Source organism: Streptomyces sp. NPDC051738, assembly GCF_044453205.1.
Classification (GTDB): Bacteria; Actinomycetota; Actinomycetes; order Streptomycetales; family Streptomycetaceae; genus Streptomyces.
Map to the genome: position 1 here is coordinate 345,988 of NZ_JBITCM010000001.1, position 25,307 is coordinate 371,294.

Annotated in this window: 26 protein-coding genes; 9 read left to right on the forward strand and 17 right to left on the reverse strand. The window is 70.8% G+C overall.

Features of this window, described 5'->3' with window-relative positions; genetic code table 11:
- Positions 1-26 precede the first annotated feature (26 nt).
- The 5 genes from ACIA8X_RS01450 to ACIA8X_RS01470 all read right to left on the reverse strand — a co-directional run bounded on the left by ACIA8X_RS01450 (position 27) and on the right by ACIA8X_RS01470 (position 2,812).
- Positions 27-494, reverse strand: a complete 468-nt coding sequence (locus ACIA8X_RS01450) for a RidA family protein (RefSeq protein ID WP_393449694.1) — start codon at positions 492-494, stop codon at positions 27-29.
- Positions 495-548: 54 nt separating this feature from the next.
- Positions 549-965 carry an SsgA family sporulation/cell division regulator gene (locus ACIA8X_RS01455; RefSeq protein WP_399457525.1) on the reverse strand — a complete coding sequence of 139 codons (417 nt, stop codon included), beginning with the start codon at positions 963-965 and terminating at the stop codon, positions 549-551.
- A 148-nt stretch (positions 966-1,113) separates the two neighbouring features.
- Positions 1,114-1,776, reverse strand: a complete 663-nt coding sequence (locus ACIA8X_RS01460; RefSeq protein WP_393449700.1) for a DUF5063 domain-containing protein — start codon at positions 1,774-1,776, stop codon at positions 1,114-1,116.
- A complete protein-coding gene (recR, locus tag ACIA8X_RS01465) occupies positions 1,769-2,368 on the reverse strand; it encodes a recombination mediator RecR (protein ID WP_393449703.1) in 600 nt (199 codons plus the stop codon). Before recR ends, ACIA8X_RS01460 begins: the two co-directional genes overlap by 8 nt.
- 99 nt (positions 2,369-2,467) lie before the next feature.
- On the reverse strand, positions 2,468-2,812 hold the full coding sequence (locus tag ACIA8X_RS01470) for a YbaB/EbfC family nucleoid-associated protein (protein WP_048585591.1): 345 nt from the start codon (positions 2,810-2,812) through the stop codon (positions 2,468-2,470).
- A gap of 343 nt (positions 2,813-3,155) precedes the next feature.
- Between ACIA8X_RS01470 and ACIA8X_RS01475 the strand changes: the two genes are divergently transcribed.
- Entirely contained in the window at positions 3,156-3,908 is a 753-nt protein-coding gene (locus ACIA8X_RS01475) for an SLATT domain-containing protein (protein ID WP_093908685.1), read from the forward strand.
- Positions 3,909-4,037: 129 nt separating this feature from the next.
- Here the strand turns inward: ACIA8X_RS01475 and ACIA8X_RS01480 are convergent, their stop codons facing one another.
- The 5 genes from ACIA8X_RS01480 to ACIA8X_RS01500 all read right to left on the reverse strand — a co-directional run bounded on the left by ACIA8X_RS01480 (position 4,038) and on the right by ACIA8X_RS01500 (position 10,210).
- A complete protein-coding gene (locus ACIA8X_RS01480) occupies positions 4,038-5,471 on the reverse strand; it encodes a M28 family metallopeptidase (protein WP_399457526.1) in 1,434 nt (477 codons plus the stop codon).
- 121 nt (positions 5,472-5,592) lie between these two features.
- Positions 5,593-7,131 (reverse strand): PstS family phosphate ABC transporter substrate-binding protein, encoded by a 1,539-nt coding sequence (locus tag ACIA8X_RS01485; RefSeq protein WP_399457757.1) that lies wholly within the window; start codon positions 7,129-7,131, stop codon positions 5,593-5,595.
- 57 nt (positions 7,132-7,188) lie between these two features.
- Complete coding sequence (locus ACIA8X_RS01490; RefSeq protein WP_399457758.1) at positions 7,189-9,030, reverse strand: serine/threonine-protein kinase; 1,842 nt, start codon at positions 9,028-9,030, stop codon at positions 7,189-7,191.
- 92 nt (positions 9,031-9,122) lie between these two features.
- The gene (locus tag ACIA8X_RS01495; protein WP_399457527.1) at positions 9,123-9,587 is read right to left on the reverse strand and encodes a MarR family winged helix-turn-helix transcriptional regulator; all 465 of its coding nucleotides are present in this window, start codon (positions 9,585-9,587) and stop codon (positions 9,123-9,125) included.
- The gene (locus ACIA8X_RS01500; protein WP_399457528.1) at positions 9,584-10,210 is read right to left on the reverse strand and encodes a type 1 glutamine amidotransferase family protein; all 627 of its coding nucleotides are present in this window, start codon (positions 10,208-10,210) and stop codon (positions 9,584-9,586) included. The genes ACIA8X_RS01495 and ACIA8X_RS01500 overlap by 4 nt, the downstream gene beginning before the upstream one ends.
- A 189-nt stretch (positions 10,211-10,399) precedes the next feature.
- Between ACIA8X_RS01500 and ACIA8X_RS01505 the strand changes: the two genes are divergently transcribed.
- From ACIA8X_RS01505 to ACIA8X_RS01515, 3 genes are all read left to right on the forward strand, one after another.
- On the forward strand, positions 10,400-11,755 hold the full coding sequence (locus ACIA8X_RS01505) for an aspartate aminotransferase family protein (RefSeq protein ID WP_399457529.1): 1,356 nt from the start codon (positions 10,400-10,402) through the stop codon (positions 11,753-11,755).
- Between the two features lie 312 nt (positions 11,756-12,067).
- Complete coding sequence (locus ACIA8X_RS01510) at positions 12,068-12,823, forward strand: GntR family transcriptional regulator (RefSeq protein WP_399457530.1); 756 nt, start codon at positions 12,068-12,070, stop codon at positions 12,821-12,823.
- Between the two features lie 217 nt (positions 12,824-13,040).
- Positions 13,041-13,691, forward strand: coding sequence for a hypothetical protein (locus tag ACIA8X_RS01515; protein ID WP_393449722.1), 651 nt, complete (start codon positions 13,041-13,043; stop codon positions 13,689-13,691).
- Positions 13,692-13,734: 43 nt separating this feature from the next.
- Here the strand turns inward: ACIA8X_RS01515 and ACIA8X_RS01520 are convergent, their stop codons facing one another.
- From ACIA8X_RS01520 to ACIA8X_RS01535, 4 genes are all read right to left on the reverse strand, one after another.
- A complete protein-coding gene (locus ACIA8X_RS01520; RefSeq protein WP_393449725.1) occupies positions 13,735-14,148 on the reverse strand; it encodes a hypothetical protein in 414 nt (137 codons plus the stop codon).
- Positions 14,145-14,408: a hypothetical protein gene (locus tag ACIA8X_RS01525; RefSeq protein ID WP_229915042.1), complete on the reverse strand. Its 264-nt coding sequence runs from the start codon at positions 14,406-14,408 to the stop codon at positions 14,145-14,147. The genes ACIA8X_RS01520 and ACIA8X_RS01525 overlap by 4 nt, the downstream gene beginning before the upstream one ends.
- A gap of 37 nt (positions 14,409-14,445) precedes the next feature.
- A complete protein-coding gene (locus tag ACIA8X_RS01530; RefSeq protein WP_399457531.1) occupies positions 14,446-15,078 on the reverse strand; it encodes a hypothetical protein in 633 nt (210 codons plus the stop codon).
- Positions 15,079-15,306: 228 nt separating this feature from the next.
- Positions 15,307-15,702 carry a hypothetical protein gene (locus ACIA8X_RS01535; RefSeq protein WP_399457532.1) on the reverse strand — a complete coding sequence of 132 codons (396 nt, stop codon included), beginning with the start codon at positions 15,700-15,702 and terminating at the stop codon, positions 15,307-15,309.
- A gap of 116 nt (positions 15,703-15,818) precedes the next feature.
- Between ACIA8X_RS01535 and ACIA8X_RS01540 the strand changes: the two genes are divergently transcribed.
- The 4 genes from ACIA8X_RS01540 to ACIA8X_RS01555 all read left to right on the forward strand — a co-directional run bounded on the left by ACIA8X_RS01540 (position 15,819) and on the right by ACIA8X_RS01555 (position 20,400).
- On the forward strand, positions 15,819-16,664 hold the full coding sequence (locus tag ACIA8X_RS01540; protein ID WP_399457533.1) for a Scr1 family TA system antitoxin-like transcriptional regulator: 846 nt from the start codon (positions 15,819-15,821) through the stop codon (positions 16,662-16,664).
- On the forward strand, positions 16,661-16,921 hold the full coding sequence (locus tag ACIA8X_RS01545) for a DUF397 domain-containing protein (RefSeq protein WP_399457534.1): 261 nt from the start codon (positions 16,661-16,663) through the stop codon (positions 16,919-16,921). Before ACIA8X_RS01540 ends, ACIA8X_RS01545 begins: the two co-directional genes overlap by 4 nt.
- Positions 16,922-17,015: 94 nt before the next feature.
- Positions 17,016-18,827 carry an alpha/beta fold hydrolase gene (locus ACIA8X_RS01550; protein ID WP_399457535.1) on the forward strand — a complete coding sequence of 604 codons (1,812 nt, stop codon included), beginning with the start codon at positions 17,016-17,018 and terminating at the stop codon, positions 18,825-18,827.
- Positions 18,820-20,400, forward strand: a complete 1,581-nt coding sequence (locus ACIA8X_RS01555) for a serine hydrolase domain-containing protein (protein WP_399457536.1) — start codon at positions 18,820-18,822, stop codon at positions 20,398-20,400. The genes ACIA8X_RS01550 and ACIA8X_RS01555 overlap by 8 nt, the downstream gene beginning before the upstream one ends.
- On the opposite strand, the gene ACIA8X_RS01560 is transcribed toward ACIA8X_RS01555, so the two are convergent.
- Complete coding sequence (locus tag ACIA8X_RS01560) at positions 20,397-21,680, reverse strand: adenylosuccinate synthase (RefSeq protein WP_399457537.1); 1,284 nt, start codon at positions 21,678-21,680, stop codon at positions 20,397-20,399. The genes ACIA8X_RS01555 and ACIA8X_RS01560 overlap by 4 nt on opposite strands.
- 195 nt (positions 21,681-21,875) lie before the next feature.
- Here ACIA8X_RS01560 and ACIA8X_RS01565 point away from each other — a divergent pair, with 195 nt between their 5' ends.
- Entirely contained in the window at positions 21,876-22,778 is a 903-nt protein-coding gene (locus ACIA8X_RS01565) for a diacylglycerol kinase family protein (RefSeq protein WP_399457538.1), read from the forward strand.
- 127 nt (positions 22,779-22,905) lie between these two features.
- Here ACIA8X_RS01565 and eutC read toward each other — a convergent pair whose 3' ends face one another.
- Together eutC and ACIA8X_RS01575 are read right to left on the reverse strand one after the other, a co-directional pair.
- Positions 22,906-23,691 carry an ethanolamine ammonia-lyase subunit EutC gene (gene eutC, locus ACIA8X_RS01570; protein WP_399457759.1) on the reverse strand — a complete coding sequence of 262 codons (786 nt, stop codon included), beginning with the start codon at positions 23,689-23,691 and terminating at the stop codon, positions 22,906-22,908.
- Between the two features lie 20 nt (positions 23,692-23,711).
- Positions 23,712-25,109 carry an ethanolamine ammonia-lyase subunit EutB gene (locus ACIA8X_RS01575; RefSeq protein WP_399457539.1) on the reverse strand — a complete coding sequence of 466 codons (1,398 nt, stop codon included), beginning with the start codon at positions 25,107-25,109 and terminating at the stop codon, positions 23,712-23,714.
- Between the last annotated feature and the right edge of the window lie 198 nt (positions 25,110-25,307).

Sequence of the window (25,307 nt, forward strand, 5' to 3'; positions counted from 1 at the left end):
GATCCCCGTCCGGGCCGGCGGGCGTCTCACGCGGTCTCGAAGACGACCTCGATCTCGACGGGAGCGCCCAGCGGCAGCTCCGCGACGCCGACCGCACTGCGCGCGTGACGGCCCGCCTCGCCGAAGACCGCGAGGAAGAGATCGCTCGCACCGTCGACGACACCGGGCTGCCCGGTGAACCCGTCGGCGGACGCCACATACCCGACCACCTTCACCACACCCACCACGGCCCGCTCCCCCGCGACGGAGACGGCCGCGGCCAGGGCGGCGAGCGCACAGCGCCGACTGAGCGCGTATCCCTCCTCGGTGGTCACACCGTCCCCGACCTTGCCGGTGGCCACCAACTCGCCGTCCGCCATGGGCACCTGGCCGGCCACAAACACGAGGGAGCCGCTGCGCACCGCCGGCACGTAGGCACCCCGAGGCGGGCTGACCTCCGGCAGGCGCAGGCCCAACTGGGCGAGTCGGCCGGTGAGTTCGACATCGATACTCATACCGACGACGTTACCCGCTGCGCCCGGTCCGGCACCCCGTGCAGTGGCCGCGCATCACACCCGCCCCCCGAACAGCGCCACGAGACCCTGGTCCAGCTCCGCCCCGACCGTCTCCTCACCGGGGGCGATCACGGTGTAGGTGCGGGCCAGGAAGCGGTACAGGTCCGCGGTGGCGAAGCGGAGCACGGCCGTGCCCTCCGACGAGTGGAACTCGACGTACGTGTGCGACTCCCCGCACGGCCGGACGCGCACGGTGCCGAGCCCGGCGGGGGTGCCCAGCCCCTCACCCAGGAGCGTGCGGGCGAACGTCCATGTCACACCCTCGCCGTCGAGGGTGACATGGGGCGGGAAGACGATGTGCACGGCGAGCGGGTCGGCGGAGGTGTAGCGGAGGGTCGCGGGTATCGCGATGTCCTGGTCCGCGGCGGTGATCAGGCGGGCGCCGGTCGGCTGCTCCAGGGTGACGTGCATGGGCGGGGCTCCGTTCGGGGGGGGCGGGGCACCGGTCGGGTGGGCCAACCGGTGTGCCAGTGAGACCCCCCGAGGGGTCGGAGCATTACGCCACTTCAGAGGCCTTTCTCTGTAACCCGCGTCACACGGTGCGCGCGGGCCACATGGGTCACTTCGCCGGGCGCAGCCCCAACTGGTCGCCGATCTCCTGCTGCATCACCCTGCCGGCCTCGAATTCGAGGGTCTCGTCGCCCATCACACCCTGGTCCGTGTCCAGGCCGTCCAGCTCCTCCAGCGGCTGGTTGAGGCGGACGTGGGCCAGGACCGAGTGCAGGGCGCGCAGGGTCGCGGACGCCGTGGAGCCCCAGTTGGAGAAGTACGAGAACTGCCACCACCACAGGGCCTCCGCGGTGCGGCCGGCGCGGTAGTGGGCCATGCCGTGGCGCAGGTCGGTGATGACGTCGGCCAGGTCGTCGGAGATGCGGGCCGGGACCGGGGCCTTGCGGGGCTCGTAGGGGTCGAAGACCTCCGAGTAGACGTCCACCGGGTCCAGCAGGCGGGCGAGGTTCATGCGGAGTTCGTCCACGTCCGGCTCCGGGCCCAGGTCGGGCTCGTAGCGCTCGTCGGGGACGATGTCCTCGTGGGCGCCCAGGCGGCCGCCGGCCAGGAGGAGTTGGGAGACCTCCAGGAGGAGGAAGGGCACGGTCGAGCCCGGCTCGTCGCCCTTCGCGACCTCCGTGACGGCGACCAGGAAGCTCTCGATCTGGTCCGAGATCTGGACCGCGAAGTCGTCCGGGTTCTGCTCGGTCGCGTGCAGCGTGGCGTCAGACATCTAGGAGTCGTCTCCCCTCGAAGGCGCGGCCGAGGGTGACCTCGTCCGCGTATTCCAGGTCGCCACCCACCGGGAGGCCGCTGGCCAGGCGGGTGACCTTCAGGCCCATGGGCTTGATCATGCGGGCGAGGTACGTGGCCGTGGCCTCGCCTTCCAGGTTCGGGTCCGTGGCCAGGATGAGTTCCGTGACCGCACCGTCGGCCAACCGCGCGAGAAGTTCTCGTATACGCAGGTCGTCCGGCCCGACACCCTCGATCGGGCTGATCGCGCCGCCGAGGACGTGGTAACGGCCGCGGAACTCTCGGGTCCGCTCGATCGCGACGACGTCCTTCGGCTCCTCGACCACACAGATCACCGCCGGGTCGCGGCGCGGGTCCCGGCAGATGTTGCACAGCTCCTCCTGCGCGATGTTGCCGCATGTCGCGCAGAAGCGGACCTTCGCCTTGACCTCCATCAGGGCCTGGGCGAGGCGCCGTACGTCCGTCGGTTCCGCCTGGAGGATGTGGAAGGCGATCCGCTGCGCGCTCTTGGGACCGACGCCGGGCAGCCGCCCCAGTTCGTCGATGAGGTCCTGGACCACGCCTTCGTACAACGGACTGCCGTCCTTCCTGGGTCCTGCGGTTCCTTACGGTACGTACCGTAGTTGGCGGCGGCCCGTCTTAGAAAGGCAAGCCGGGCAACACCCGCGGCGTCAGAAGGGCAGGCCGGGGATGCCGCTGCCGCCGCCCAGGCCCTGGGCCAGCGGGCCCAGCTTCTGCTGCTGGAGCGTCTGCGCGTTCTCGTTGGCCGCCTGTACGGCCGCGATGACCAGGTCGGCGAGGGTCTCGGTGTCCTCCGGGTCCACCGCCTTCGGGTCGATCTTCAGCGCCCGCAGCTCGCCGGAGCCCGTCACCGTGGCCTTCACCAGGCCGCCGCCCGCCTGGCCCTCGACCTCCGTCTGCGCCAGTTCCTCCTGCGCCCTCGCCAGGTCCTGCTGCATCTTCTGGGCCTGCTGGAGCAGCTGCTGCATGTTGGGCTGGCCACCACCGGGGATCACGATCAGCTCCTTGCGTCTGTCCCGCGTGTCTCTACGCGTGCCTGCACGGGTTGTCCGTACGGGATTCCCGCTCGGCTTTGCCGTTCAGCACGAGCCTACGTGGTCCGCGCGGCCGTCGCCCCAGCACTCTTTCGAGTGAGAGGAACTGAAGGTCTATACCTGATCAAGGCCCCCTTCCGGGCGGAAAAGAGGCGAAAGGCATCTCTTCGCCACCCATTGGGCGGTAGGAAGGATTCCGGCGCGTCAGCCTCAGGTGCTGCGTGACGTTCTGTGCATTACGGGGGTCGATTTCACCGCGTAGTTCGCATGTGATGTCACGCACCGTGACAGTAGGGAGTGCCGGGTGGGTCAGCCGGAGATGCAGCCCGAGAGGTCACCGCAGGACGGGCGGGGCGGCGAAGGGGCGGCCGGACTGCGGCCGGGTGATCTGACGGGGCGGGCGTTTCCGCATGGCGACTGGGGGGAGACCGCGGTACGGCTGGACGAGCTGTACCGGTGGGTGGAGCGGGGGGCGATGAACACCGCCGCGTGGTATCTCGCGGATCGGGTGTGGAAGCGGCGGGGGGCTCGGGCGTTGCGGGGCGGGGCGGCGGTGGGGGCGGTTGTGGGGGCCGCGCTTCCTCTGCTGGATCTGACGGGGGTGGCGAGCGGGACGGCGCCGTGGGGGTATCTCGCGCTGGTGCTGGGGGTGGCGTGTATGGCGGTCGACCGGTTCTTCGGGGTGACGTCCGGGTGGATAAGGGACGTCGCCACCGCGCAGGCCGTGCAGCGGCGGCTGCAGGTGTTGCAGTTCGACTGGGCGACGGAGAGTGTGCGGGAGGTGCTGGGGCCGGCGGAGGGGACGGCCGGGGAGGCGGCGGAGCGGTGTCTGGGGGTGTTGCGGCGGTTCTCCGAGGACGTGACGGAGTTGGTGCGGGCGGAGACGGCGGACTGGATGGTGGAGTTCCGGACCGGGTCCGCGCCGATGGGGATTCAGTCGGCGGTGGCCGGGGGGACTCGGCAGGATGCGGGGGTGGGGGTGGGGCGGTTCGCGGTGCCGCCGGGGAATGGGGCGCGGCCGAACATGCCCCGGCAGCGGCCGCCCGAGCCGCGGTGAGGTGACGCGGGGTTCTTCTCGCCCCCGCCGCCCCTACCCGTCCCGTCCCTGGGGGCTGCCGCCCCCAGACCCCCGCTTCGGCCCCGAAAGGGCCTCGTCCTCAAACGCCGGACAGGCTGAAATGCCTGCCTACGCCTGTGGGGCCGGGAAAGCCACCGGACTCCGCAGGCCCGCCCGGTTCACCGCTCTCACCCCGACGAACACGTTGTCCTTCGACAGGTCCACCTCGTGGGTCGTCACGTCGCCCGCCGGGAGGACGTGGGTCCAGTTCGGGGATGTCGTCTCGCGCCAGACGATCTCGTAGCCGGTGAGGTCGGGTTCCAGGCCCTTCGTCCAGGTCAGGGTGGTGGAGTTCGTCAGGTCGGTGGTGATGATTTTCGCGGCTTTCGGGGTGCCGGGGGCCTGGGACAGGGTCCACAGGGTCGCCGCGTTCACCCTTGCCACCCTCGCCGTGTAGGCGAAGTCGCAGAACTCCGGCAGGTCGCCGTACTGCTTGCCGGTCTCGTCGACGCGGACGTCCTGGTGCTGGTGGGCGAAGTCCTCGGCCGGCTCGGTGAAGCGGGCGGCCGGGTAGCCACGTTCGAGGAAGGGGATGTGGTCGCCGCCCCGGCGGTAGCGGTCTCTGCGGTAGATGACCCGGATGTTCATGGCTGTCGCGTCGTTTTCGGCTACGTCCGCGACGAATCGGGCCAGTTGGCGGGTCGGTGAGTCGTTCTCGCCGCCCACCGAGCGGCGGGTCGCCGCCTCCTCGGGGGTTTCGGAGGACGGGACGCCCTCGGCGAACAGGCGGATCGTGTACGGGTCGCGCGTGCCGTCGTCCGCCGTGGAGCTGCCGACGATGTCGTTCGTGAACATGGCCTGGACGTCCGCGCCTGATGACTTCAACTGCTGTGCCAGGTGCGCCGCGCCATACAGTCCCTGCTCCTCCCCCGCCACCGCCGCGAACACGATCGTCGACGCCGGGCGGCGTTTCGCCATCACCCGCGCCAGCTCCAGTACGACGGCCACGCCGGACGCGTCGTCGTCCGCGCCCGGCGCGTCGGAGGTCGCGTCCATGACGTCCGTGACGCGGGAGTCGTAGTGGCCGGAGACGACGTAGACGCGGTCGGGCGTCACCGCGCCGCGGAGGGTCGCGATCACGTTCGTGATGCGGGTGGCGGTGGGGATGCGCGGGGCCGGTTCCTGGACGTACGACTGGAGTTCCACCGTCATCCGGCCGCCCGAGGCCGCCGCGTACGACCTCAGCTCCGCCGCCAGCCAGTCGCGGGCCGCGCCGATGCCGCGTACGGGGTCGTCCTGGACGGAGAGGGTGTGCCGGGTGCCGAAGGAGACCAGTTTGCGGGTGGTGGCCTCGATGCGGGCGGGGTCGATCTCCCGGAGGAGCGTGCGGAGTTCGCGGGTGGGGCGCTGGGCGGTGGCGGGCGGGTGATCGCCGGTTGGCGGGGGGTTGTCGGCTGCGGGCGACTCCGGTGCCGCGGCCGCCGTCCCCGCCGCTCCCAACGCCGCGACGCCCGTCGCCGCCGTCGTGGTCAGAACCGTTCTCCTGGTGGGGCTGGGACGCATGTGTCCTCCCGGGGCTGCCGATGCCGACCGACGTCGTCCGTCATGGTTGTGGACACAACAACAGACGCAACAACAGACAGCAAGAGCGCCTCAGTTGCCTCAGTAGCGCTACCGCAGCGCCTCAGTTGCACAACCTCACCCCTACCGGCGTCCCGCACGGCAGATGCCCCCGCGTGCGGATCACCTGCCGGCTGCTCTCCTCGTCCAGGTAGGCGAGGAACCCGGCCGTGAGGGAGTCGTCAGGGGGCGTGCCGTCGGTGTAGGCGTACTCGATGTCGCGGTACGGGTAGGAGCCGTCGCCGCGCTCGATCTCGTCCACGTTCGCGCGGTCGCCGTCGAGCGCCACCGTCCGCACGCCCTTGTGCTCGGCGGCGACGGTCAGCTCGCTGTACCCGATGGCGCCGGGCTGTTCGGCGACCTTGTCCAGGACGTCGCTCGTGCCGGCGAGTTCGCACCGCGTCACGGCGGTGACCGTGCCCTTGGGCGGACGGCAGTCCAGCGACGTGCTCTGCGCCTGCTCCCACTGCCCCAGCACCCGGTCCTGGAAGACCTGCCGCGTCCCCGAGCTGTCGCTCCGGCTGACGAGGACGATGGGCAGGTCGGCGAGCGCCTTTCCGGCGTCCGGGATCACCTCGCCCCAGCGCTTGTACCGGCCCTTGTAGAGGTCCCGCACCTGCCGCACGGTCAGGCCGGCCGGCCCGAGATCGATCCCGTCGTTGACGACGAGCGTGAAGACGGACAGCGCGACCTTCTTCCCCCTCAGGCCCAGGCGGTCGCCCAGCGGACCGTCGGAGAACGCGATCACCGACCGCGCCCCCGACGTCGACCGGTCGGCCAGGGCGGCGAGTTCGGCGACGCCCGCCTCGCTGCCGCGCGTCTGGACGTCGATCTCGGCGCCCGCGCACTTGCGTTCGTAGCTCTTCTCCAGCGTCTCGATCACCGGCTCGAAGGCGGTCGAGCCGATCACCGTCAGCTCGCCCTCCTCGCACTCGATCGGATTGCCGTCCCGGAAGACGACGATGCCCGCGAGGGCGAGGACGGAGAGGGTGAGCAGTCCGGTGAAGATCCTGGCCGGGAGGCTGAACACCGGCGCCTTGTCGTCCGGCGTCGCGCTGCGGTTGGGGTGCACCTCGCCGCCCCGGATGCCGCCGCGCACCCGGATGTCACAGCCCACGTCACCGCCGGACAGCATCACCAGCAGCTTGTAGTGGTCGCCGGGGTTGAGCGGGACGCGCGGGACGCGCAGCCGGTTGCCCTCGTAGCCGAAGCCCCGTTGGGCGGTGAAGTGGTCCATCAGGTGGTCGATGTCGGTCGGCTGGGTGACCGAGACGCCCCGGATGGTGCGGTCGGTGAACACCGCGGTGAGGCCGTGCGGTTCGGGGCCGGTGTAGTCGTCGCGGTCGATGCTCTGCGAGCCGTCGTTCTCGACGCGCAGCAGTACGAGGGTCGCGTCGTCCATGTCGGCGTCGAACAGGCCGAGCCGGACGTTGGCCCGGCCCGACCGCACGTCATCGCCTATGGGGTTGTCCATCTGGACGCGGTACCCGATGCGCTTCTTGCGCGGCACCCGCCGCTCGTACCAGACCATGACACCGGACGCGACGACGCCGAGCACCGCGGTGCCGACGGCCACGACGTTCTCCGCGCTCAGCCACTCCACCGGGGTCACAGTAGGTTCCTGTGACCTCAACGGCCTTACGCGCACAGGTATTTGGGGTTACTGCCTGGTGTACGTCAGTTTCTCCCCGCTGCTCGTGTTCACGCGCTCCAGCGTGCCGTCGGGCAGCAGCCTGATCTCGGTGGCCTCGCCCGGCGAGCACGCGGAGGCCGGCTCGCCGGTCCTCACGGTGGACGGACCGATCGCCAACGGGCCGGCGTCGCCGGGCTCTTCGGCCAGCGGCGCCTCGAACTCGCAGTGGTAGGTGCCGGTGCCGGCTGGTCCCTCGGCGACGAGGGAGAGGACCGGGTCGCCCACCTCGCCCTGCCGGATGGTCAGCCGACGGGTGTTCTCGCCGGTGGCGTTGTCGATGGAGGCCGTCCAGGTGCCCAGGTAGTCGGCGGGGATCGTGCCGTCCGCCGAGGTCGAGGGGGTTGGGGTGGGGGACGTACTGGGCTCGGTGGTGTCGGTGGTCGTGGTGACGGTCGGGGTGGCGGTCGGATCACCGCCGGCCCTGTCGTCACCGCTGCCGTTCATGAGGGCGTACACCGAGCCACCGGCCGCGAGCGCGACGACCAGCGCGATGAGGACGAGCGCCACTGTGGTGCGGCCGTTTCGCTGGGGTGGTTCGGGCGGGGTGGTGGGGAGGAACGGCGGGGGTGGGCCGTAGGGCGGGGTGGGGCTGTACGGCGAGTTCGGGCTGTACGGCGAGTTCGGGCCGTATGACGGGGACGGGCTGTAGGGCGGGTTCGGGCTGCCGTACGACGAGCTCGGGGCGTACGGCGCCGGTGGGCCGGCCGGAGCGGGCGCCCCGGGCGGCGAGGGCGGGCCCGTCTGCGGATAGCCGTACGCCGGGTGCTGCGGATGCTGGGGGTGCTGCGGGTGCTGCTGCGGGGAGGCCTGCCCGTTCTGGGTGGCGGCCATGGTGGGGAGTTGGTCCGGCGGCGTCACGCCGGACGCGGGAGCGTGCTCGGGGGAGGCAGTCGGATCCTCGGTGTCCAGCAGCCGCACCGCATGCCGCCCCAACTGCGCCACCAGCGCACTCGGCAGCCACGGATCCCGGGACCGTCCGTCCGAGACGGTGTCCTGGGCCCCCGTGCGTTCCAGGATCCGGTCCAGCGTCGGCCTGGTCCCCGGGTCCTTCCGCAGACAGTCCCGGACCAGTTCGGCGATCCCCTCGGGCACGCCCTCCAGATCGGGTTCCTCCTGGGCGATCCGGAACATCACGGCGTGCGCGCCGCTGTCGACGGATCCGAAGGGCAGGTTGCCGGTCGCGGCGTACGCGAGCACCGAGCCCAGGCAGAACACGTCGCAGGCGGGCGTGATCCGGTCGCCGCGCACCTGCTCGGGCGCCATGAACCCCGGCGACCCGACGAGCGCGCCGGTGCGGGTGAGCCCGCTCTCGTCCACCGTCTCCAGCGCGCGGGCGATCCCGAAGTCGATGACGCGGGGCCCGTCGATGGTGACGAGGACGTTGGACGGCTTCAGGTCCCGGTGCACTATCCCCGCGGCGTGGATGTCCTTGAGCGCGTGCGCCAGCCCCGCCGCCAGGATCCGTACCGAACGCTCGGGCAGCGCCCCGTGGTCGCGCCCGACGACCTGCTGGAGGCTGGGCCCGGCGACATACCCGGTGGCGACCCAGGGCACCTCGGCCTCGGTGTCCGCGTCGAGCACCGGCGCGGTCCAGAACCCACCGACCCGCCGAGCGGCCCCCACCTCCTGCCGGAACCGGGCCCGGAACTCCTCCTGGGCGGCCAGCTCACGCCGTACGAGTTTGACGGCGACGGTACGGCCGCGGTCCGACCGGGCGAGATAGACGTCGCCCATGCCGCCCGCGCCCAGCCGCGCCAGCAGCCGGTACACCCCGATCCCCTGCGGATCCCCCGCCCCCAGCTTCTCCATCGCACCCACGCCCCCACCCCGCCTACGCAAACCCCCGTCTACGCGACGGCCCCACGATAGTGCGGCAAATGGGGAGGTGAGCGGGTCGGCGTCTACGGTTCCGTAACAGGAACGCCAAGGTCGTCGAGGACTGTCGACAACCGTTCCAGAACCCGTACGGCATCGGCGAGTTCCGCCTCCCCGAAAGCCTGCGCCAGCTGGTCCGCGAAGGCCGCGTGGCCCGGGTCGATGCGACCGATCGCCGCGCGACCCTCCTCGGTGGGCGCGAGGAGCTTCGCGCGGCGGTGGGCGGGGTTCGGCCGGTACTCGGCCAGCCCTTTCTCCACCAGCAGGTCGGCGATGCGCTGCACGCTCTGCCGGGTGATGCCCATGACACGGGCGACGCCGGAGACGGGGAGGGGCTCGCCGAGTACCGCGCCCAGGACCTGCCACCAGGCCGCCGTCAGCCCGGCCGGCCGGGCCAACTCCTCGGCGACCGCGAGGAACTGGCCGTTGAGCCTGAAGACACCGAGCGCGCTGCGGCTGAGCAGGTCCTGGGGTCGGGGTTCGCGGCTCACAGGACCCCGGCCTTCTCCAGTACGGCGTAGGCCTCGACGTCCGAGTCGTGGAACAGGCGGTACCAGGCGTCGACGGCCTCGTCCTCGTACACCTTCAGCAGTCGCAGGATCTCCCGGGCGAAGGCGACGGGCTCGGTCGGTCCTGCGGTGACGAGTCCCCTGTCGGTGACGGCGTCGGCCTCGACGTACCGCTCGCCGCCGCCGTACCCGGTCGCGGCCAGGTAGAAGGAGACAGCGCTGGTGTGGTCCCGGTCGTCGAGCAGCCCCTCGCGGGCCACACCGACCGTCGCCCCGCAGATCGCGGCCACCGGCACTCCGGCGTCCAGGAAGGCGCGGGCCGTGCGGGCGAAGGGGGCGAGTGCGTCGCCGGCGTCCCAGAGGTCGGCGCCCGGGAGGATCAGCAGGGACGCGTCGGACGGGCGTACGTCGTCCAGGGCCAGGTCGGGCTGGATGCGCAGGCCGCCGACGGTCGTGACGGGTTCGCGGGTCGGGCCGACGGTGCGGATCCCGTATCCGGCGCGGGCCAGCTGGGCGGTGGCGTGGCCGGGCTCCCAGTCGGCGAGGGTGTCGTAGACGGCGAGGTACACGGGCTTGCGGGTGGTGCCGGTGCTGCTGCTGGTCATGACTCCTCCTGGAGCCTCGAAGACAACCCAAAGATGACAACACGCTGTCACTTGGACAGCTTACTGTCAATACTCGGTGTCCCTCGTCCCCTCCGTGTGGCCGATGTCGACAACTTGTCGCGGAATCCCCCCGACCGCAGACATGACGCCGATACCTCCGCCACACCCCCCGCTCCTACGCTCGCCCGCATGACCCCTCAGCCAAATCCCGAGGTCGGCGCCGCCGTGAAGGCCGCGGACCGTGCGCATGTGTTCCACTCCTGGTCCGCACAGGAGCTCATCGACCCGCTCGCCGTCGCCGGTGCGGAGGGTTCGTACTTCTGGGACTACGACGGCAGGCGCTACCTGGACTTCACCAGTGGGCTCGTCTTCACGAACATCGGCTACCAGCACCCGAAGGTCGTCGCCGCGATCCAGGAGCAGGCCGCGCGGATGACGACCTTCGCGCCCGCGTTCGCGGTCGAGGCGCGGTCGGAGGCGGCGCGGCTGATCGCCGAGCGGACGCCGGGTGACCTGGACAAGATCTTCTTCACCAACGGCGGCGCGGACGCCGTGGAGCACGCGGTGCGCATGGCACGGCTGCACACCGGCCGCGCGAAGGTGCTGTCGGCGTACCGCTCCTACCACGGCGGCACCCAGCAGGCCGTGAACATCACCGGCGACCCGCGCCGCTGGGCCTCCGACAGCGCGGCGGCCGGAGTCGTGCACTTCTGGGCGCCCTTCCTCTACCGCTCCCGCTTCTACGCGGAGACCGAGGAGCAGGAGTGCGCGCGGGCGCTGGAGCACCTGGAGACGACGATCGCCTTCGAGGGCCCGTCGACGGTGGCCGCGATCATCCTCGAAACGATCCCAGGGACGGCCGGGATCATGATCCCGCCGCCCGGATACCTCGCCGGCGTCCGCGAGATCTGCGACAAGTACGGGATCGTCTTCATCCTGGACGAGGTCATGGCCGGGTTCGGGCGGACCGGGGAGTGGTTCGCGGCGGACCTCTTCGACGTGACCCCCGACCTGATGACCTTCGCGAAGGGCGTGAACTCCGGGTATGTCCCGCTGGGCGGCGTCGCCATCTCGGGAGCCATCGCCGAGACCTTCGGCAAGCGCCCCTACCCCGGCGGCCTGACCTACTCCGGGCACCCGCTGGCCTGCGCCGCCGCCGTCGCGACGATCGAGGTCATGGCGGAGGAGGGCGTCGTCGAGAACGCCGCCCGGCTCGGCACGGAGGTGCTCGCACCGGCGCTGCGTGAGCTGGCCGCGCGTCACCCCAGCGTGGGCGAGGTACGCGGCGTCGGCATGTTCTGGGCACTGGAACTGGTACGGAACCGAGAGACCCGCGAACCGCTGGTCCCCTACAACGCGACCGGCGAGGCGAACGCCCCCATGGCAGCGTTCGCCTCCGCGGCGAAGGCCTCCGGCATCTGGCCGTTCATCAACATGAGCCGCACCCACGTAGTACCGCCGTGCAACGTGAACGAGGCGGAACTGAAGGAGGGCCTGGCAGCGCTGGACGCTGCGCTGGCTGTGGCGGACGAGTACGCGGAGTAGGCCCCCACACCGCGAAGGGGCGCTGCCCCGTCAACCCCGCCAGGGGGCTATGCCCCCTGGACCCCCGCTCCTCAAACGCCGGAGGCGCTGGCCCAGGCATTTCAGCCCGTCCGGCGTTTGAGGACGAGGCCCCTTAAGGGCCGAAACGGGGGTCTGGGGGCGGAGCCCCCAGGGACGGGAAGGGGCGGCGGGGGCGAGAAAAAGCACCCCTGCCCGCAGAAACGTCCCACCGAACCCGAACGCGTAAGGTGGCGTGCTCGTAGACATATACGTGTACGCCCCCTCATCGCGACGACGGGAGACGCCCTGACCATGCCCGGCACCGGCAGCAACGGCTCCGTGACCCGGAGCACCCTGCGGCAGCAGCTCGCGGACGCCCTTCGGGACGAGGTGCTGGCCGGACGGCTGCAGGCAGGGCGAGAGTTCACGGTGAAGGAGATCGCCGAGCAGTACGGCGTCTCCGCGACCCCCGTACGCGAGGCCCTCGTCGATCTCTCCGCACAGGGCCTGCTGGAAGCCGACCAGCACCGCGGCTTCCGCGTCCACGAGTACTCCCTGGACGACTACCGCGGCATCATCGAGGCCCGCGGCCTGGTCATCGACGGCATCTTCCAGGTCCTCGCCGCCGAACGCGCCACCAACCGCACCACCGACCCCACTTCCGGCCGCCCCGGCGCACCCGGCCGCCCGAGCCACCGCGACCCCGACGACCCCCGCGTCCTCGCCGCGGTAGTCGGCGTACGCCGCCGCGCCGAAGAAGCCCAGCGCGCCGCCACCGCCGGCGACCTCACCGTACTGATCGGCTACGACCTGCGCTTCTGGCGCGAACTCGGCGCCCTCTTCGGCAACCCCTACCTCGCCGACTTCCTGCACCGCCTGCGCGTGCAGTCCTGGGTCTGCGCGGTCCAGCACCTGCGCCGCCTCGACGACCTGCGCGGCCACCTGTGGTCCGGGCACACCGACCTGGTCGACGCCCTGATGCGCCGCGACCTGCCCGCGGCCCGCTCGATCATCACCGCGCACGACGCGGACTCCCTCGCCCTGATCGAGCGGCTGGCATCAGGATGAGCCAAGCTCTGTAGAAGTTGGCGGGGTGGAGAAGTTGATGGGCGGCCCGGGGAGGTGGGTCGCCGGGGTGTGGGTATGGGACCTGCACGAAACAGGGACTCGCCCCAGGGGCCTGCCGAAGGATCCGGATCAGGACGATGAGCCCGCACAGGGGGTCCGCCCACGACCCGCACCGACTACCCTTCCCTGACCACTGTGCTACCTGAGGAGCCCTCTTTTGGCCTGTGACCTGTGGCTGGTACCGCTCGTCGACGTGTTGTGCCACACCCCCGACAACCCGTTCGCCGAGGAACTCGCGGAATACAACAAAGTCCTCGCCGAGGCCGGGCTGCCGCCGGTGCCGGTGTACCAGTACATGCCGGGCCTGTCCGGCGACGTCGCGCCGGTCGCCGGTTTCGACTACGACGCGCTGCACTTCCTGCGCCGCGCCTACCTGCTCCAGGTCTGCGGGCTCCCGGTCACCCCGGTCGACGACCTGGGCGGCGACTACGAGCAGCTCCTGGAGATGTTCGAGTCGACGGCCCAGCAGTCGCACCTGGTCTGGCACTACGACCACGCGGGCGCCTACGTCCCCGTCGACTTCCCGGCCCCGCTCTCCAGCGACGAACTCCTCGCGGGCGGCGGCCCCTTGGGCTCCTCGCAGGCCCTCCTGCGCGAGCTGGACTTCGTGGCCCAGGTGATCGGCATCGACCCGGCCAACCCTCCGGCGGCCCCCCAACCCCCGGCGGCCCCCACGGCCCTGGAGGAACCGGCCAACCCCGCCCCCTACGACCCGAGCCCCTTCGCCCGCGAACGGCATGTCTGGCTGGGGCTGCACGCGGCGGCGACGCGGAGTCTGGCGCAGGGTTCGATGATCGTCTTCAGCTGACGCCGGGGCGGGGAGGGCACCGGGCGGGCGCCCTCCCCTCGCTTTATCGCTGGTGTGGCAACCTGATGGTCCGTACGAGGGGCATCTCCGCGTACAGGTCGGGGTCGGCGGTCAGCACATGACGCCCGTCCGGCCAGTCCGGCGTCGGCCGGGAGAGATGGATCGCGTGGCCGAGCCGCCACTCCACCCCGCCACGCAACAGCGCACCCACGGTGGACGCCCCGGAGAAGTCCAACTCGACGATCTCCACGGCGGGCAGCGATCCGACATGCTCGGCGAGCCCCTTGCGCATACCGTCGGCAGCGGCCAGGCACAGCGCCGGAACATACACGTGCCGGATGGGCCCGTGCTCGGTGTTCGCGACGAACTGAGAAGCCAGTGAGTTCCCCGAGCCGAGCGCCAGCAGGGCCGACTCGTCGAAGACGACGCCGGTCGACCCGGCCTTCGTCGCGCTCACAGGCTGTCCACGGGCCGGCCGGCCTCAAGGTCCTGCCAGACCTTCTCCACCCTGTCGTGGTCCTCGTCCGTGAGCGTCACACCGAAGTGCGTCTCGCAGTACGCCTTGGTCGCCTCGTACCGCTTCCGCAGCTCCTCCTTGGTCGGCGTGGCCCCCGCCAGCTCTGCGATCAGGTCACGCATGGTCATCCCGCGCTCGCGGGCGAGGACCATGAGGCGGTCACGGACAGCGGGATCGACCTTGACGGTGGTGTCAGCCATGAGCGCAGTATACCCACGGTATACCACGTCGGGCCGCTCAAGTACGACGGTCATCGAAAACGCTCCATTTCTCTCGAAGAACTCGAAGGAATCGCCGGACGAGGCCGCCCGACTCACGGAAATCAACCTCAACGGCCGTAATCTGCAAGGCCGTTGGCGCCACGGGACGGCGCCGCCCACCCCGCAGCCGAGCCTCGACATGGCCGTACGCCGACCCCACCCACCGCGGCCAACCCCCCGTCACCGCAGCGCGCACCTCGGCACTGCTCGCCCCCCGCCGCCACCACTCCTCCACCAGCGGCGCAAGCCGCAGCGCCTCGGCGGCGTCGAGCGTGAGGCGCCGGTCGAACCCCCCGAGCGAGAGCAGCAGATGCGCGGCTACGACGGCCCGGTCGCCCCTCGACGCACACCGGTCCGGCACTTTTTCGGTTTCACCCGTTCGTGGCACGGCCTCGTACGGGGCGTCGAACACGTCGTAAACGACGGAGAGTTGCCCCGCCTCCCCACCCTCGCTCCCCGCGCGCACCACCCGGCGCAGATACCGCCGTTCCTCCAGTTCACGAAGGGCGGCGACGACCCGTGACCGCCCATCGACACCTGGCGCGGCAAGCGCGCGAAGGGTGACGCGGGTGGGGTTCGGGAGGGCCAGCAAGTACGTCAGTACGCTCACCGCGCACCAGGAGATGCTCCGGTCGCGGAGAAGGGCGGCAGAGAAGCCTGAAAAGACGCGCGCAGGCGTCGTACGATGAGTATGCATCCGGAGGGGTTTCTCCTGGGTGACGAGCCCCCGGATGTTGGCGCATCGCGGGGGCATTTCGTTGTTGGCGTGACTCTAAGGCCACGCAGAGCGACGATTGCAAGTCGAAACCGTCTTTTCCCGGGCGGAAGTTCGCGTTCTTCACTCCTGCGAGTGAAGGGCTGTGCACAGCAGACGCGTGTGGACGAGGCGGTCGGGGGCCGTGGGCCGATAGCGCCAACTCAAGGGCCAGGTCAGGCCGTCGAGCGCGGGCACCGGGACGTACGAGACATGGCCCGGGCCTGCGATGAAGCGGGTGACTCCATCGGGCCAGGCGCGGTGGGACGTACTGCCGACCGGCACGAGGAAGTACACCCCGCGCCGACCCGTCGCCGTCTCGACGATCGGCCCCGGATCCCCGCCGGTCATCCGCGCGAGCCAGTCGGCGACGTCCCGACCCCGCTCACCGTCGACTCTGATCGCGTCGAACTGGACGCCCGCCTTGCGGAGTTGAACGCCGGATTCCGGGAGCCAGGTCAGCTCACTTTGCGTATTCACGGGGCCAGTTTGCGGGTGCGGAGCTAGCGTGATCCATGACTCTGAGTCGCTGGTTGACCACGGTTGGGCACCGAGGGCTGGGAGTTGTGACCGGTTGAGTTCGGTTGAGTTCGGAGGTGACCGCAATGGCGCGGGCGGAGAACAAGGCGCAGGCGGGCGGTACGGCGCATCTGGTCGCCGCTTTGGCGAAGGCGTTGCGGGAGCAACAGGGGCTGACGCAGCCGCAGTTGGGCGACAAGCTCGGGTATACGGCAGCGGCGATCAGCGCGATGGAGACCTGTGCGCAGCCCGCGAGCGATCAGATGCTGGTGGGGTTGGAGGTGGAGATCGGGGCCGGGCTGGGCGTCTTCGAGAAGGCGCGCAAGTGGATGCTGTTGGAGAAGTACCCGGCTCGCTTCCGTGGGTTCTCGGAGCTGGAGGCCGGGGCGGTCACGCTGTGCTCGTACCAGACGCTCATCGTCGACGGCCTGTTCCAGACCGAGGACTACGCGCGGGCGCTGATCGGCGGCAGCTATCCACCCGTATCAGAGCAGAGGCGCGAGGAACTGGTGGAGGCCCGGCTGGCCCGCAGGGCGCTCTTCGACCGGGATCCATCCCCGCACATCGAGCTGATCCTCGAAGAAAGCGTGCTGCGGCGGCCGTTCGGCAGCTGGGACATCATGCGCGGGCAACTCCACTCGCTCGCCGAAGACGCCCAGCGGGACAATGTCTTCGTACAGGTGCTGCCCCTGGACCGTGGGCTGCGTGGAACGTATGCGGGCGATCGCGGCGCCATGCAGCTCGTGGAGACCAAGGACCACGAGCACGTCGTCTACATGGAGATCGAGGACCAGGGCATCCTGATCAACGATCCGGCCGAGGTGTCCCATCTCGCGCGCCGCTATGCAAGTATCCGTGCACAGGCCCTGAGTCCCGACGAATCACTGGCCTACATCGAGAAGTTGGCAGGAGAGGAACGATGACCGGCACCGGAAGCCTTCGCTGGTTCAAGTCGAGCTACAGCGACGGGGGCGGCGGCCAGTGCGTCGAAGTCGCCTACGCCTGGCGCAAGTCGTCGTACAGCGACAGCGGTGGCGGGGCCTGCGTCGAAGTCGCCACCTGCCCGCACACCGCCACCACCATCCACATCCGCGACTCCAAGACCCCCGACGGCCCGAACCTCACCGTCTCCGGCAAGGCCTGGTCCGCCTTCATCGCGCCCGCGTCGTCGGTCGGCTAGGGAGCTTTCCCCGGGCTGCGCGGCGGGGGCCGCGCGTGACCCCATTGGCCGTGCCGGAGTGCGGCGCGCGTGTGGCCTTCGCAGCATGGACGGCATGCCGATACGCAACCGCCGCACGGCTGCCGCGGCCGCCATGTTCCTGGCCAGTCTGACGGTGCCGTGCGCGCCCCCGGTCCACGGTGCGCCCGGCGCGGTCACCGCCCGCCAGCCGGCCAGGGAGCCCACACCGCCCGCGGACTCGAAGGCCGCCGCGCACACCGTCGCCTCCGGCGACACACTGTGGGACATCGCCCAGCAGGCCCTCGGCAGCGGACAGCGGTGGGACAGCGTCTACAGCCTCAACCGGCAGACCATCGAGGACGCGGCCCGACGGCGCGGATACGCCTCCAGTGACCGCGGCCACTGGATCTTCCCCGGAACCGTGCTCGACCTGCCCCAGCCCTCGACGTCTCAGACGCTGCCGGCGTCGCGGTTCGAGGCCGGTCCGTGCCCGACCAGGTACGAAGAGCTGACGGACGACGTCCGCTGCGGGTTCCTCGTCGTACCGGAGAACCGAGCCCGTCCGTCCTCGCGGACCCTTCGCCTGGCCGTTGCGAGGGTCCCCTCGGCGTCGCCGACGCCACACCCCGATCCGATCGTGTTCCTCGCCGGCGGGCCCGGCGCGGACGCCCTCGGGGACATACCGGAACTCACCGAGGCCGGTCTGAACCGTGACCGCGATCTGGTCGTCATGTCGCAGCGCGGGACGCTGCCGTCCCGGCCGACGCCGCTGACGTGTCCTGAGATCGACCGGTTCTACCAGCAGCGTGTCCAGCTGCTCTATGACGCTCCCTCCACCGGACGCGGCTATGCCCGGGCGGCGGCCCGGTGCCACGATCGCCTGACAGCCCAGGGAGTCGACCTCTCGGCCTACAACACCACCGAGAATGCCGCGGACTTCGCGGATCTGCGCAGGGCCCTGGGAATCCGGCGGTGGAATGTCCTTTCACATTCCTACGGGACGCAGTTGGCGCTCACCTACATGCGCATGTTCCCGGAAGGAATCCGCTCCGTGACCATCGACGGCGTCGTACCGCCGTTCGTGGCGACGCCCGGGTGGACGTGGAGCAGCGTGAAGGAGTCGCTCGACGCGATCCTGCGTGCCTGCGCGGCCCAGCCCTCCTGCCGGCAGCGCTACCCGGACCTCGGTGACGGGTTCCTCCGCCTGGTGCGTCGGCTGGAGGCCCGTCCGGTCACCACCTATGTGACGGTGCCGCAGGCCGGGAAGGTGAAGGTGGTGCTCGACGGTGGGGCGCTGCTGAACTGGATGGTCCGTGCCAGTCACGAGGCCGAGATCTTCCCGTTGGCCCTCGACGAGTTGGCTCACGGCCGCCCTCAGCGCGTCGCCGAGATGTGGGCGGCCATGCGTATTCCCGGCACGGTGGGGGAGTTCGCTCACGGGCTGTCGCTCAGCGTGTGGTGCAGCGAATGGGTTCCGTACGAGACCCCTCGCGAACAGCTTGCCCGCGGGCAGCGCGCCTTTCCCGGCCTCCCCCACTCGGTCCTGGCCCAGCCGCCCCAGCTGGCGTTCCTGCGGCAGGCATGCCAGGCCTGGAAGGTCCCGAAGGCACCCGCCTCCTATCGTGCGGTCACGCGCGGCGACATCCCGACCCTGGCCCTCTCCGGAAGTTTCGACGCCCAGACCGGGGCTCAGTGGGGGCGCTACGCGGCTCGGACGCTTTCCCGCTCCAAGGTGGTGACCCTGCCCGGTCTCGCCCACGGGGGGACGTTGTTCACCAGCGCGTGCGGGGTACAGGTGGTCACCTCCTTCTTCGACAAGCCCGAGAACCCCGACACCGGATGCGTGGCCTCGGTGAAAGCGAAACCGTTCGTCCCCGGCGTTGCGGGAGGCGGTACCGGTGAGTGAAGGCCCCGCACACTGGTCCCGCCGCGGCATTCTGAAGGCGGCGGCCGCGGTGGGCTGCGCGACCGTTTCACTGGCTCCGGCGGCGGCGTCGACCGCGTCCCCGCGATCCGCTGTTTCCGGCGGCGACACCGGCGACACCGGCGACACCGGCGAGACAGGGGGCACAGCCGGCAGGGGGGCGGCGCTGTTCAGCGAGCTCGACGCCAAGATCGAGGAGGCCATGAAGGCCTACGTGATCCCCGGGGCGGCGGTGGGCGTGCTCCTGAACGGCGAGGAGTACGTCAAGGGTTACGGGATCACCAGCGTCGACAACCCGGTCCCGGTCGACGGTGACACCGTCTTCCGGGTCGGCTCGACAACCAAGACCTTCACCGGTACGACACTGATGCGGCTGGTCGAGCAGGGCAAGGTCGAGCTGGACGCCCCGGTGCGCCGCTATCTGCCCGAGTTCGCGGTGGCCGACCCGGACGCGTCGGCGCGGGTCACCGTGCGGCAGTTGCTCAACCACAGCGCCGGCTGGCTGGGCGACGACTACCAGGAATTCGGCCCCGGCGACGACGCGCTGGCCCGCTTCGTGACGTCCATGGCCCGCCTGCCCCAACTCACGCCCCCTGGAGAGGTGTTCGCCTACAACAACGCGGGCCTGTGCGTGGCCGGACGGATCATCGAGGAGCTGACCGGCACGACCTACGAGGCGGCGGTGCGCAAGCTGGTCATCGATCCGCTCGGGCTCGACCACAGCCGCTTCTTCAGTGACGAGATCGTGGGCTTCAAGGTCGCGGCGTCACACAACGTCGTCGACGGCAAGGCCGTACTGGACCCGGCCTTCTGGCCCCTGCCACGCAGCCTCACACCGACCGGCGGCCTGATCTCCAGCGTGCGCGACCAGCTGAGCTGGGCCCGCTTCCACCTCGGCAACGGCACGGCCCCCGACGGCACCCGGCTGCTGAGCAGGGCGTCGTTGGCCCAGATGCGCTCGCGGCCCGGCCCCGGCGGCACGCTGGTCGTGGAACTCGACGGGATGGGAGTCACGTGGATGCTGCGCCCGACGGCGCAGGGACCACGGATCGTGCAGCACGGCGGGACCTGGCCAGGCCAGATCTCGGGCTTCCTGATGGTCCCCGGCCGGGGCTTCGCGCTGACCCTGCTGACCAACTCGGAAGGCGGGACGCGGCTCAGGGACGAGCTGTTCACCGAGGACTGGGCCCTGAGCCGGTTCGCCGGGGTGACCAACCGGCCGGCCACGGCCACCACGTTCAGCGGCCGGGAGCTGGCACCTTACGAGGGCCGCTACATGGCACAGCGGATCAATGAGAAGGGCGCGATGGAGGACACCGTCATCGAAGTCGACCGGCTGGGCGGCCGGCTGGGCGGTACCCAGACGTCCCAGGGGCAGACCGGCGAGTTCGGTGTCGCTCTCTACCGAAAGGACTTCGGGCTGGACCTCGGCCCCGACGGCAAGCCGATCGGCACGCGTTCCGACTTCGTGCGCGGACCCGACGGGAAGGTGGCCTGGTGGCGCTACCACGGACGGCTGCACCGCCACCAGACACCTTCAGAGCCTGCGAACTAGAGGAACGAGTTGATCTCGATCGTCTCGTCCCGACCCGGCCCCACACCGATCGCGGAGATCGGCGCCCCTGACATCTCCTCCAGCGCCTTGACGTAGTTCTGCGCGTTCTTCGGGAGGTCCGAGAAGGACTTGGCCGACGTGATGTCCTCCGACCAGCCGGGCAGGGTCTCGTAGACCGGCTTGGCGTGGTGGAAGTCGGACTGGGAGTACGGGAGTTCCTCGACGCGCTTGCCGTCGATCTCGTACGCCACGCAGACCGGGATCTCCTCCCAGCCGGTCAGGACGTCCAGCTTGGTGAGGAAGAAGTCGGTCAGGCCGTTGACGCGGGTGGCGTAGCGGGCGATGACCGCGTCGAACCAGCCGCAGCGGCGGTCACGGCCGGTCGTCACGCCCCGCTCGCCACCGATGCGGCGCAGCGCCTCGCCGTCCGCGTCGAACAGCTCGGTCGGGAAGGGACCGGAGCCGACGCGGGTCGTGTACGCCTTGAGGATGCCGATGACGCGGCTGATCTTCGTGGGGCCGACGCCCGCGCCCGTGCACGCACCACCGGCGGTGGGGTTGGACGACGTGACGAAGGGATAGGTCCCGTGGTCGATGTCGAGGAGCGTGCCCTGGCCGCCCTCGAAGAGGACCACCTTGTCCTGCTCCAGGGCCTGGTTGAGCACCAGGACCGTGTCGGCGACGTACGGTGCGAGCTTGTCGGCGTAGCCCAGCAGCTCCTCGACCACCTGGTCGACGGCGATCGCGCGCCGGTTGTAGAGCTTGGTGAGGATCTGGTTCTTGGCGTCGAGGGCCGCCTCGACCTTCTGGGTCAGGATCGACTCGTCGTAGAGGTCCTGGACCCGGATCCCGACGCGGTTGATCTTGTCCGCGTAGGTCGGGCCGATACCGCGGCCGGTCGTCCCGATCTTCCGCTTCCCGAGGAAGCGTTCCGTCACCTTGTCCACCGTCACGTTGTACGGCGTGATGATGTGAGCGTTACCGCTGATCAGGAGCTTCGACGTGTCGACGCCGCGCTCGTTCAGCCCGTTCAGCTCGGAGAACAGGACCGACGGGTCGACGACGACACCGTTGCCGATGACCGGGGTGCACCCCGGGGACAGGATTCCGGAAGGGAGCAGGTGGAGGGCGTACTTCTGATCACCCACGACTACCGTGTGGCCGGCGTTGTTGCCGCCCTGGTAGCGCACCACATAGTCGACGGATCCGCCTAGCAGGTCCGTCGCCTTTCCCTTGCCTTCGTCACCCCACTGAGCACCGAGCAGCACAAGTGCGGGCACGCGCGTACACCCCTTCCGGGCGGGGCATGTCCAAGGTCAGGGGTGCACGCGTAGTGTTCCGCCGCGTGCACCACCGCCGGCCGCGACCGTCGTTGGGCGCGAACCGTCGTACCGGATGGCCCCGGAATAGACGAAGCCCCTGGCGCAATAGCGCAAGGGGCTCTTGCACAAAGATGCTACCCGAGGAAGCGAGGCATGGCCGAGGTGGCGACTTTCGCGATGTCCGACCAGCTGCTGGTGGTGATCGATCCGGTCGCTCGGATGACGGACGGGGAGTCGGTCAGGATCGCGAAAGACGTGCTCAGCGCGGGTGCGGCGACGAAAGTGTGCCTGCCGGACGATCCCCACGAGTTCGCCCGGGCCCTGGCGCGCCGTGGGTTGCGGCGGCCCGTGGTCGTCGGCGACGACCGGGCGCTGACGCGCGCGGTGACCCTGCTGCACCGGCAGCGGGAGCTGGCCGAATGCGCACTGTCGGTGGTGCCGGTCGGGGGTGCGCTGTCGCTGGCCGGATCCCTCGGGGTGCCGACGAGCGCGGTGGCGGCGGCCCGGGCCGTGCTGGAGGGCGTGGAGCGGCGGCTCGATCTGCTCGTGGACGACAGCGACGGGGTGGTGCTGGGCGCGCTGCGGATCCCGCCGGTACGGGAGCCCGTCGCGCCGGACGGCGCCGAGGGGGAGGGGCTGGGGTCGGGTGCGGGCTCGGGTGCGGGGTTCGGGGTCGGGCGGCCGTGGTTGCGGACGTGCCAGTCGTTCGTACGGACGCTGGTGCCTGCGCGTCCTGCCTCCGGCGCCGGGTCCGGGTCCGGGGCCGGGCCGTCGCGGCTGCGGGTCGAGGTGGACGGCGTGATGCTGGTGGATCTCGACCAGCCGGTGGAGGCGATGTCGGTGACGCCGGGGATCGCCGGTGTGGCCGCGGTGGAAGTACGGCCGGTGTCGGTGGGCGCAGAGGCCACACCGCTGCGGGCCGAGGGGCGGACCGTGACCGTCTCGGGCGCGGATTTCCGGTACCGGGCGGATGCGGTGGTGGCGGGGCCGGTACGGCGGCGGACGTGGACGGTGCGGGAGGGGGCTTGGGGGTTGACGTTGCCGGCGTCGGGGTGAGGTCGGGCGAGGGGCGGGTGCGGCGCTACGACGGGCAGGTGCGGCGCTACGACGGGCAGGTGCGGCGCTACGACGGGCAGGTGCGGCGCTACGACGGGCGGATGCGGCGTTACGGCAGTGCCCGGCGCTACGGCAGCAAGGGCGTCGCGTCCGACTCGTCCTTCAGGCCCACCCCGGTTCCCCCCGCCTCCCGCGCCCTCCCCATCAGCCCCGCCAGCTTCCCCGCCGCCACCTCATAGGTCAGGCCCAGGGGCGGGCGGATGTTGGAGAGGCAGTTGCGGTCGGCGTCCGTCGTCACTGCCGGCACCGGCCGGTACGTCAGGTACGCGCCCAGCGAATCCGCCGCCGACATGCCCGGCCGCTCCCCGACCAGGACCACCACCAGCACCGCGCCCATCGCCGCCGCGATGTCGTCACCGAGGGCCACGCGGGCCTGCTCGGCGAGGACGACCGGGGCCACCTGCCAGTCGGCGGGGAGGCGGGCGACCGTCTCGCGGACCATCGTCGCCGCGTGGTCGTGCACCGCGCGGCTGGACAGGCCGTCCGCGATCACGAACAGCACGTCCCACTCCCCCACCGGGAGGTGTGCGCGGTCGGTCGGGTCGAGGCGTCGGCCCAGGTCCGGGCGCTGGAGGTACGTCAGCCGGTCGGGCGCCGCGCTGCGGACCCGTACCGTCGGCAGGCCGGGCAGCGCCGCCGCCACCGTGTCCGAGTCGAAGGGCGAGTGGACCGCGTCCCGCGCCGCCGCGTGCGCGGTCTGGAGTTCCAGGCGGTGCCGGGTCCGCAGCGAGGTGCCCGCCCGGCCCAGGCCGATGCGTGCCTGCGTGTGGCGGCGCAGGGCAGCCCACAAGGGCGCGTCGGGCTTACGGTCACCTGCCCTTGCCGTCGCCAAGTCAGCCGTAGCAGAAGGCATTTGATGTCCCGTCATGTCCGTCATGCCGCCAGCTCCCTTCCGATCGCTGTCAGCGGATGCGCCCCCGCCGTGTCCGAGACGTCCCGGATCGCGCCCCGTTCGTCCAGCAGGCCCATCGACTCCAGCCACGCCTCGAACTCCGGAGCCGCGCGCAGCCCCAGGACCTCCCGCAGGTACAGCGCGTCGTGATACGAGGCCGACTGGTAGTTGAGCATGATGTCGTCGCCGCCCGGCGTGCAGATCACGAAGGACGCGCCCGCGACGCCGAGCATGGTCAGCATCGTCGCCACGTCGTCGTCATCGGCGTCCGCGTGGTTCGTGTAGCAGATGTCCAGGCCCATGGGCAGGCCGAGCAGCTTGCCGCAGAAATGGTCCTCCAGGGCCGCGCGGAGGATCTGCCGGCCGTCGTAGAGGTATTCCGGGCCGATGAAGCCGACCACCGTGTTCACCAGCAACGGCCGATAGCGGCGGGCCACCGCGTACGCCCGCGCCTCCACCGTCTGCTGGTCCACCCCGTGGTGCGCGTCGGCCGAGAGTGCGGCGCCCTGGCCGGTCTCGAAGTACATGACGTTTTGGCCGACCGTCCCCCGGTCCAGCGCGAGCGCCGCCTCGTACGCCTCGTCCAGCAGCGGCAGGGTCACTCCGAAGGAGGCGTTCGCCGCCTGCGTGCCCGCGATGGACTGGAAGACCAGGTCGACGGGGGCGCCCCGCTCCATCAGCCCGACGCTCGTCGTGACGTGGCACAGGACGCAGGACTGGGTGGGGATGGCGTACCGCTGGATCACCCCGTCGAGCAGCTCCAGCAGGTCGCGTACCGCCTTCGGGCTGTCCGTCGCCGGGTTGATGCCGATCACCGCGTCGCCGGAGCCGAGCAGCAGGCCGTCCAGCAGTGCGGCCGCCACTCCCGCCGGGTCGTCGGTGGGGTGGTTGGGCTGGAGGCGCGTCGCCAGCCGTCCGGGCAGGCCGATCGTCGAGCGGAACGCCGTCACCACCCGCACCTTGCGGGCGACGGCCACCAGATCCGCGTTGCCCATCAGCTTCGACACCGCCGCCACCATCTCCGGCGTCAGCCCGGGGGCCACGGCCGCCAGCGTCGTCGCGTCCACCGCCTCCGACAGCAGCCACTCCCGGAACTCACCGACCGTCATCCCGGCCACCGGCGTGAAGGCGGCCGGGTCATGGGTGTCCATGATCAGCCGGGTCACGTCGTCGGTCTCGTACGGGATCACCGGCTCGGCCAGGAAGGCCGTCAGCGGTACCTCCGCCAGCGCCCAGCGCGCCGCGACCCGCTCCTGGGCGCTCCCGGCCGCGAGCCCGGCCAACCGGTCCCCCGAGCGTTCGGGGCTCGCGGCGGCGAGCAGACGGGCGAGGGAGTCGAAGCGGTGGCGCTCGCCGCCGACCGTGGAGGTGTAGCTCATGGCGGCGACCGTACGAGGGGCCCGCGGGGCGGGTCCATGGCCCGCCGGAGAGTTAACAGAAGCGTTCGACCGGCCCGTCTTCCGGCAGCTTTCCAAAGGTATGGGTGACAAACATTTAACGCACCGACCCCCTTGGCCGACTCATTCGGACCGCAGAGTTCCACTCCGGAGTTGCACTCCCGAGCTCCATTCCGGAGT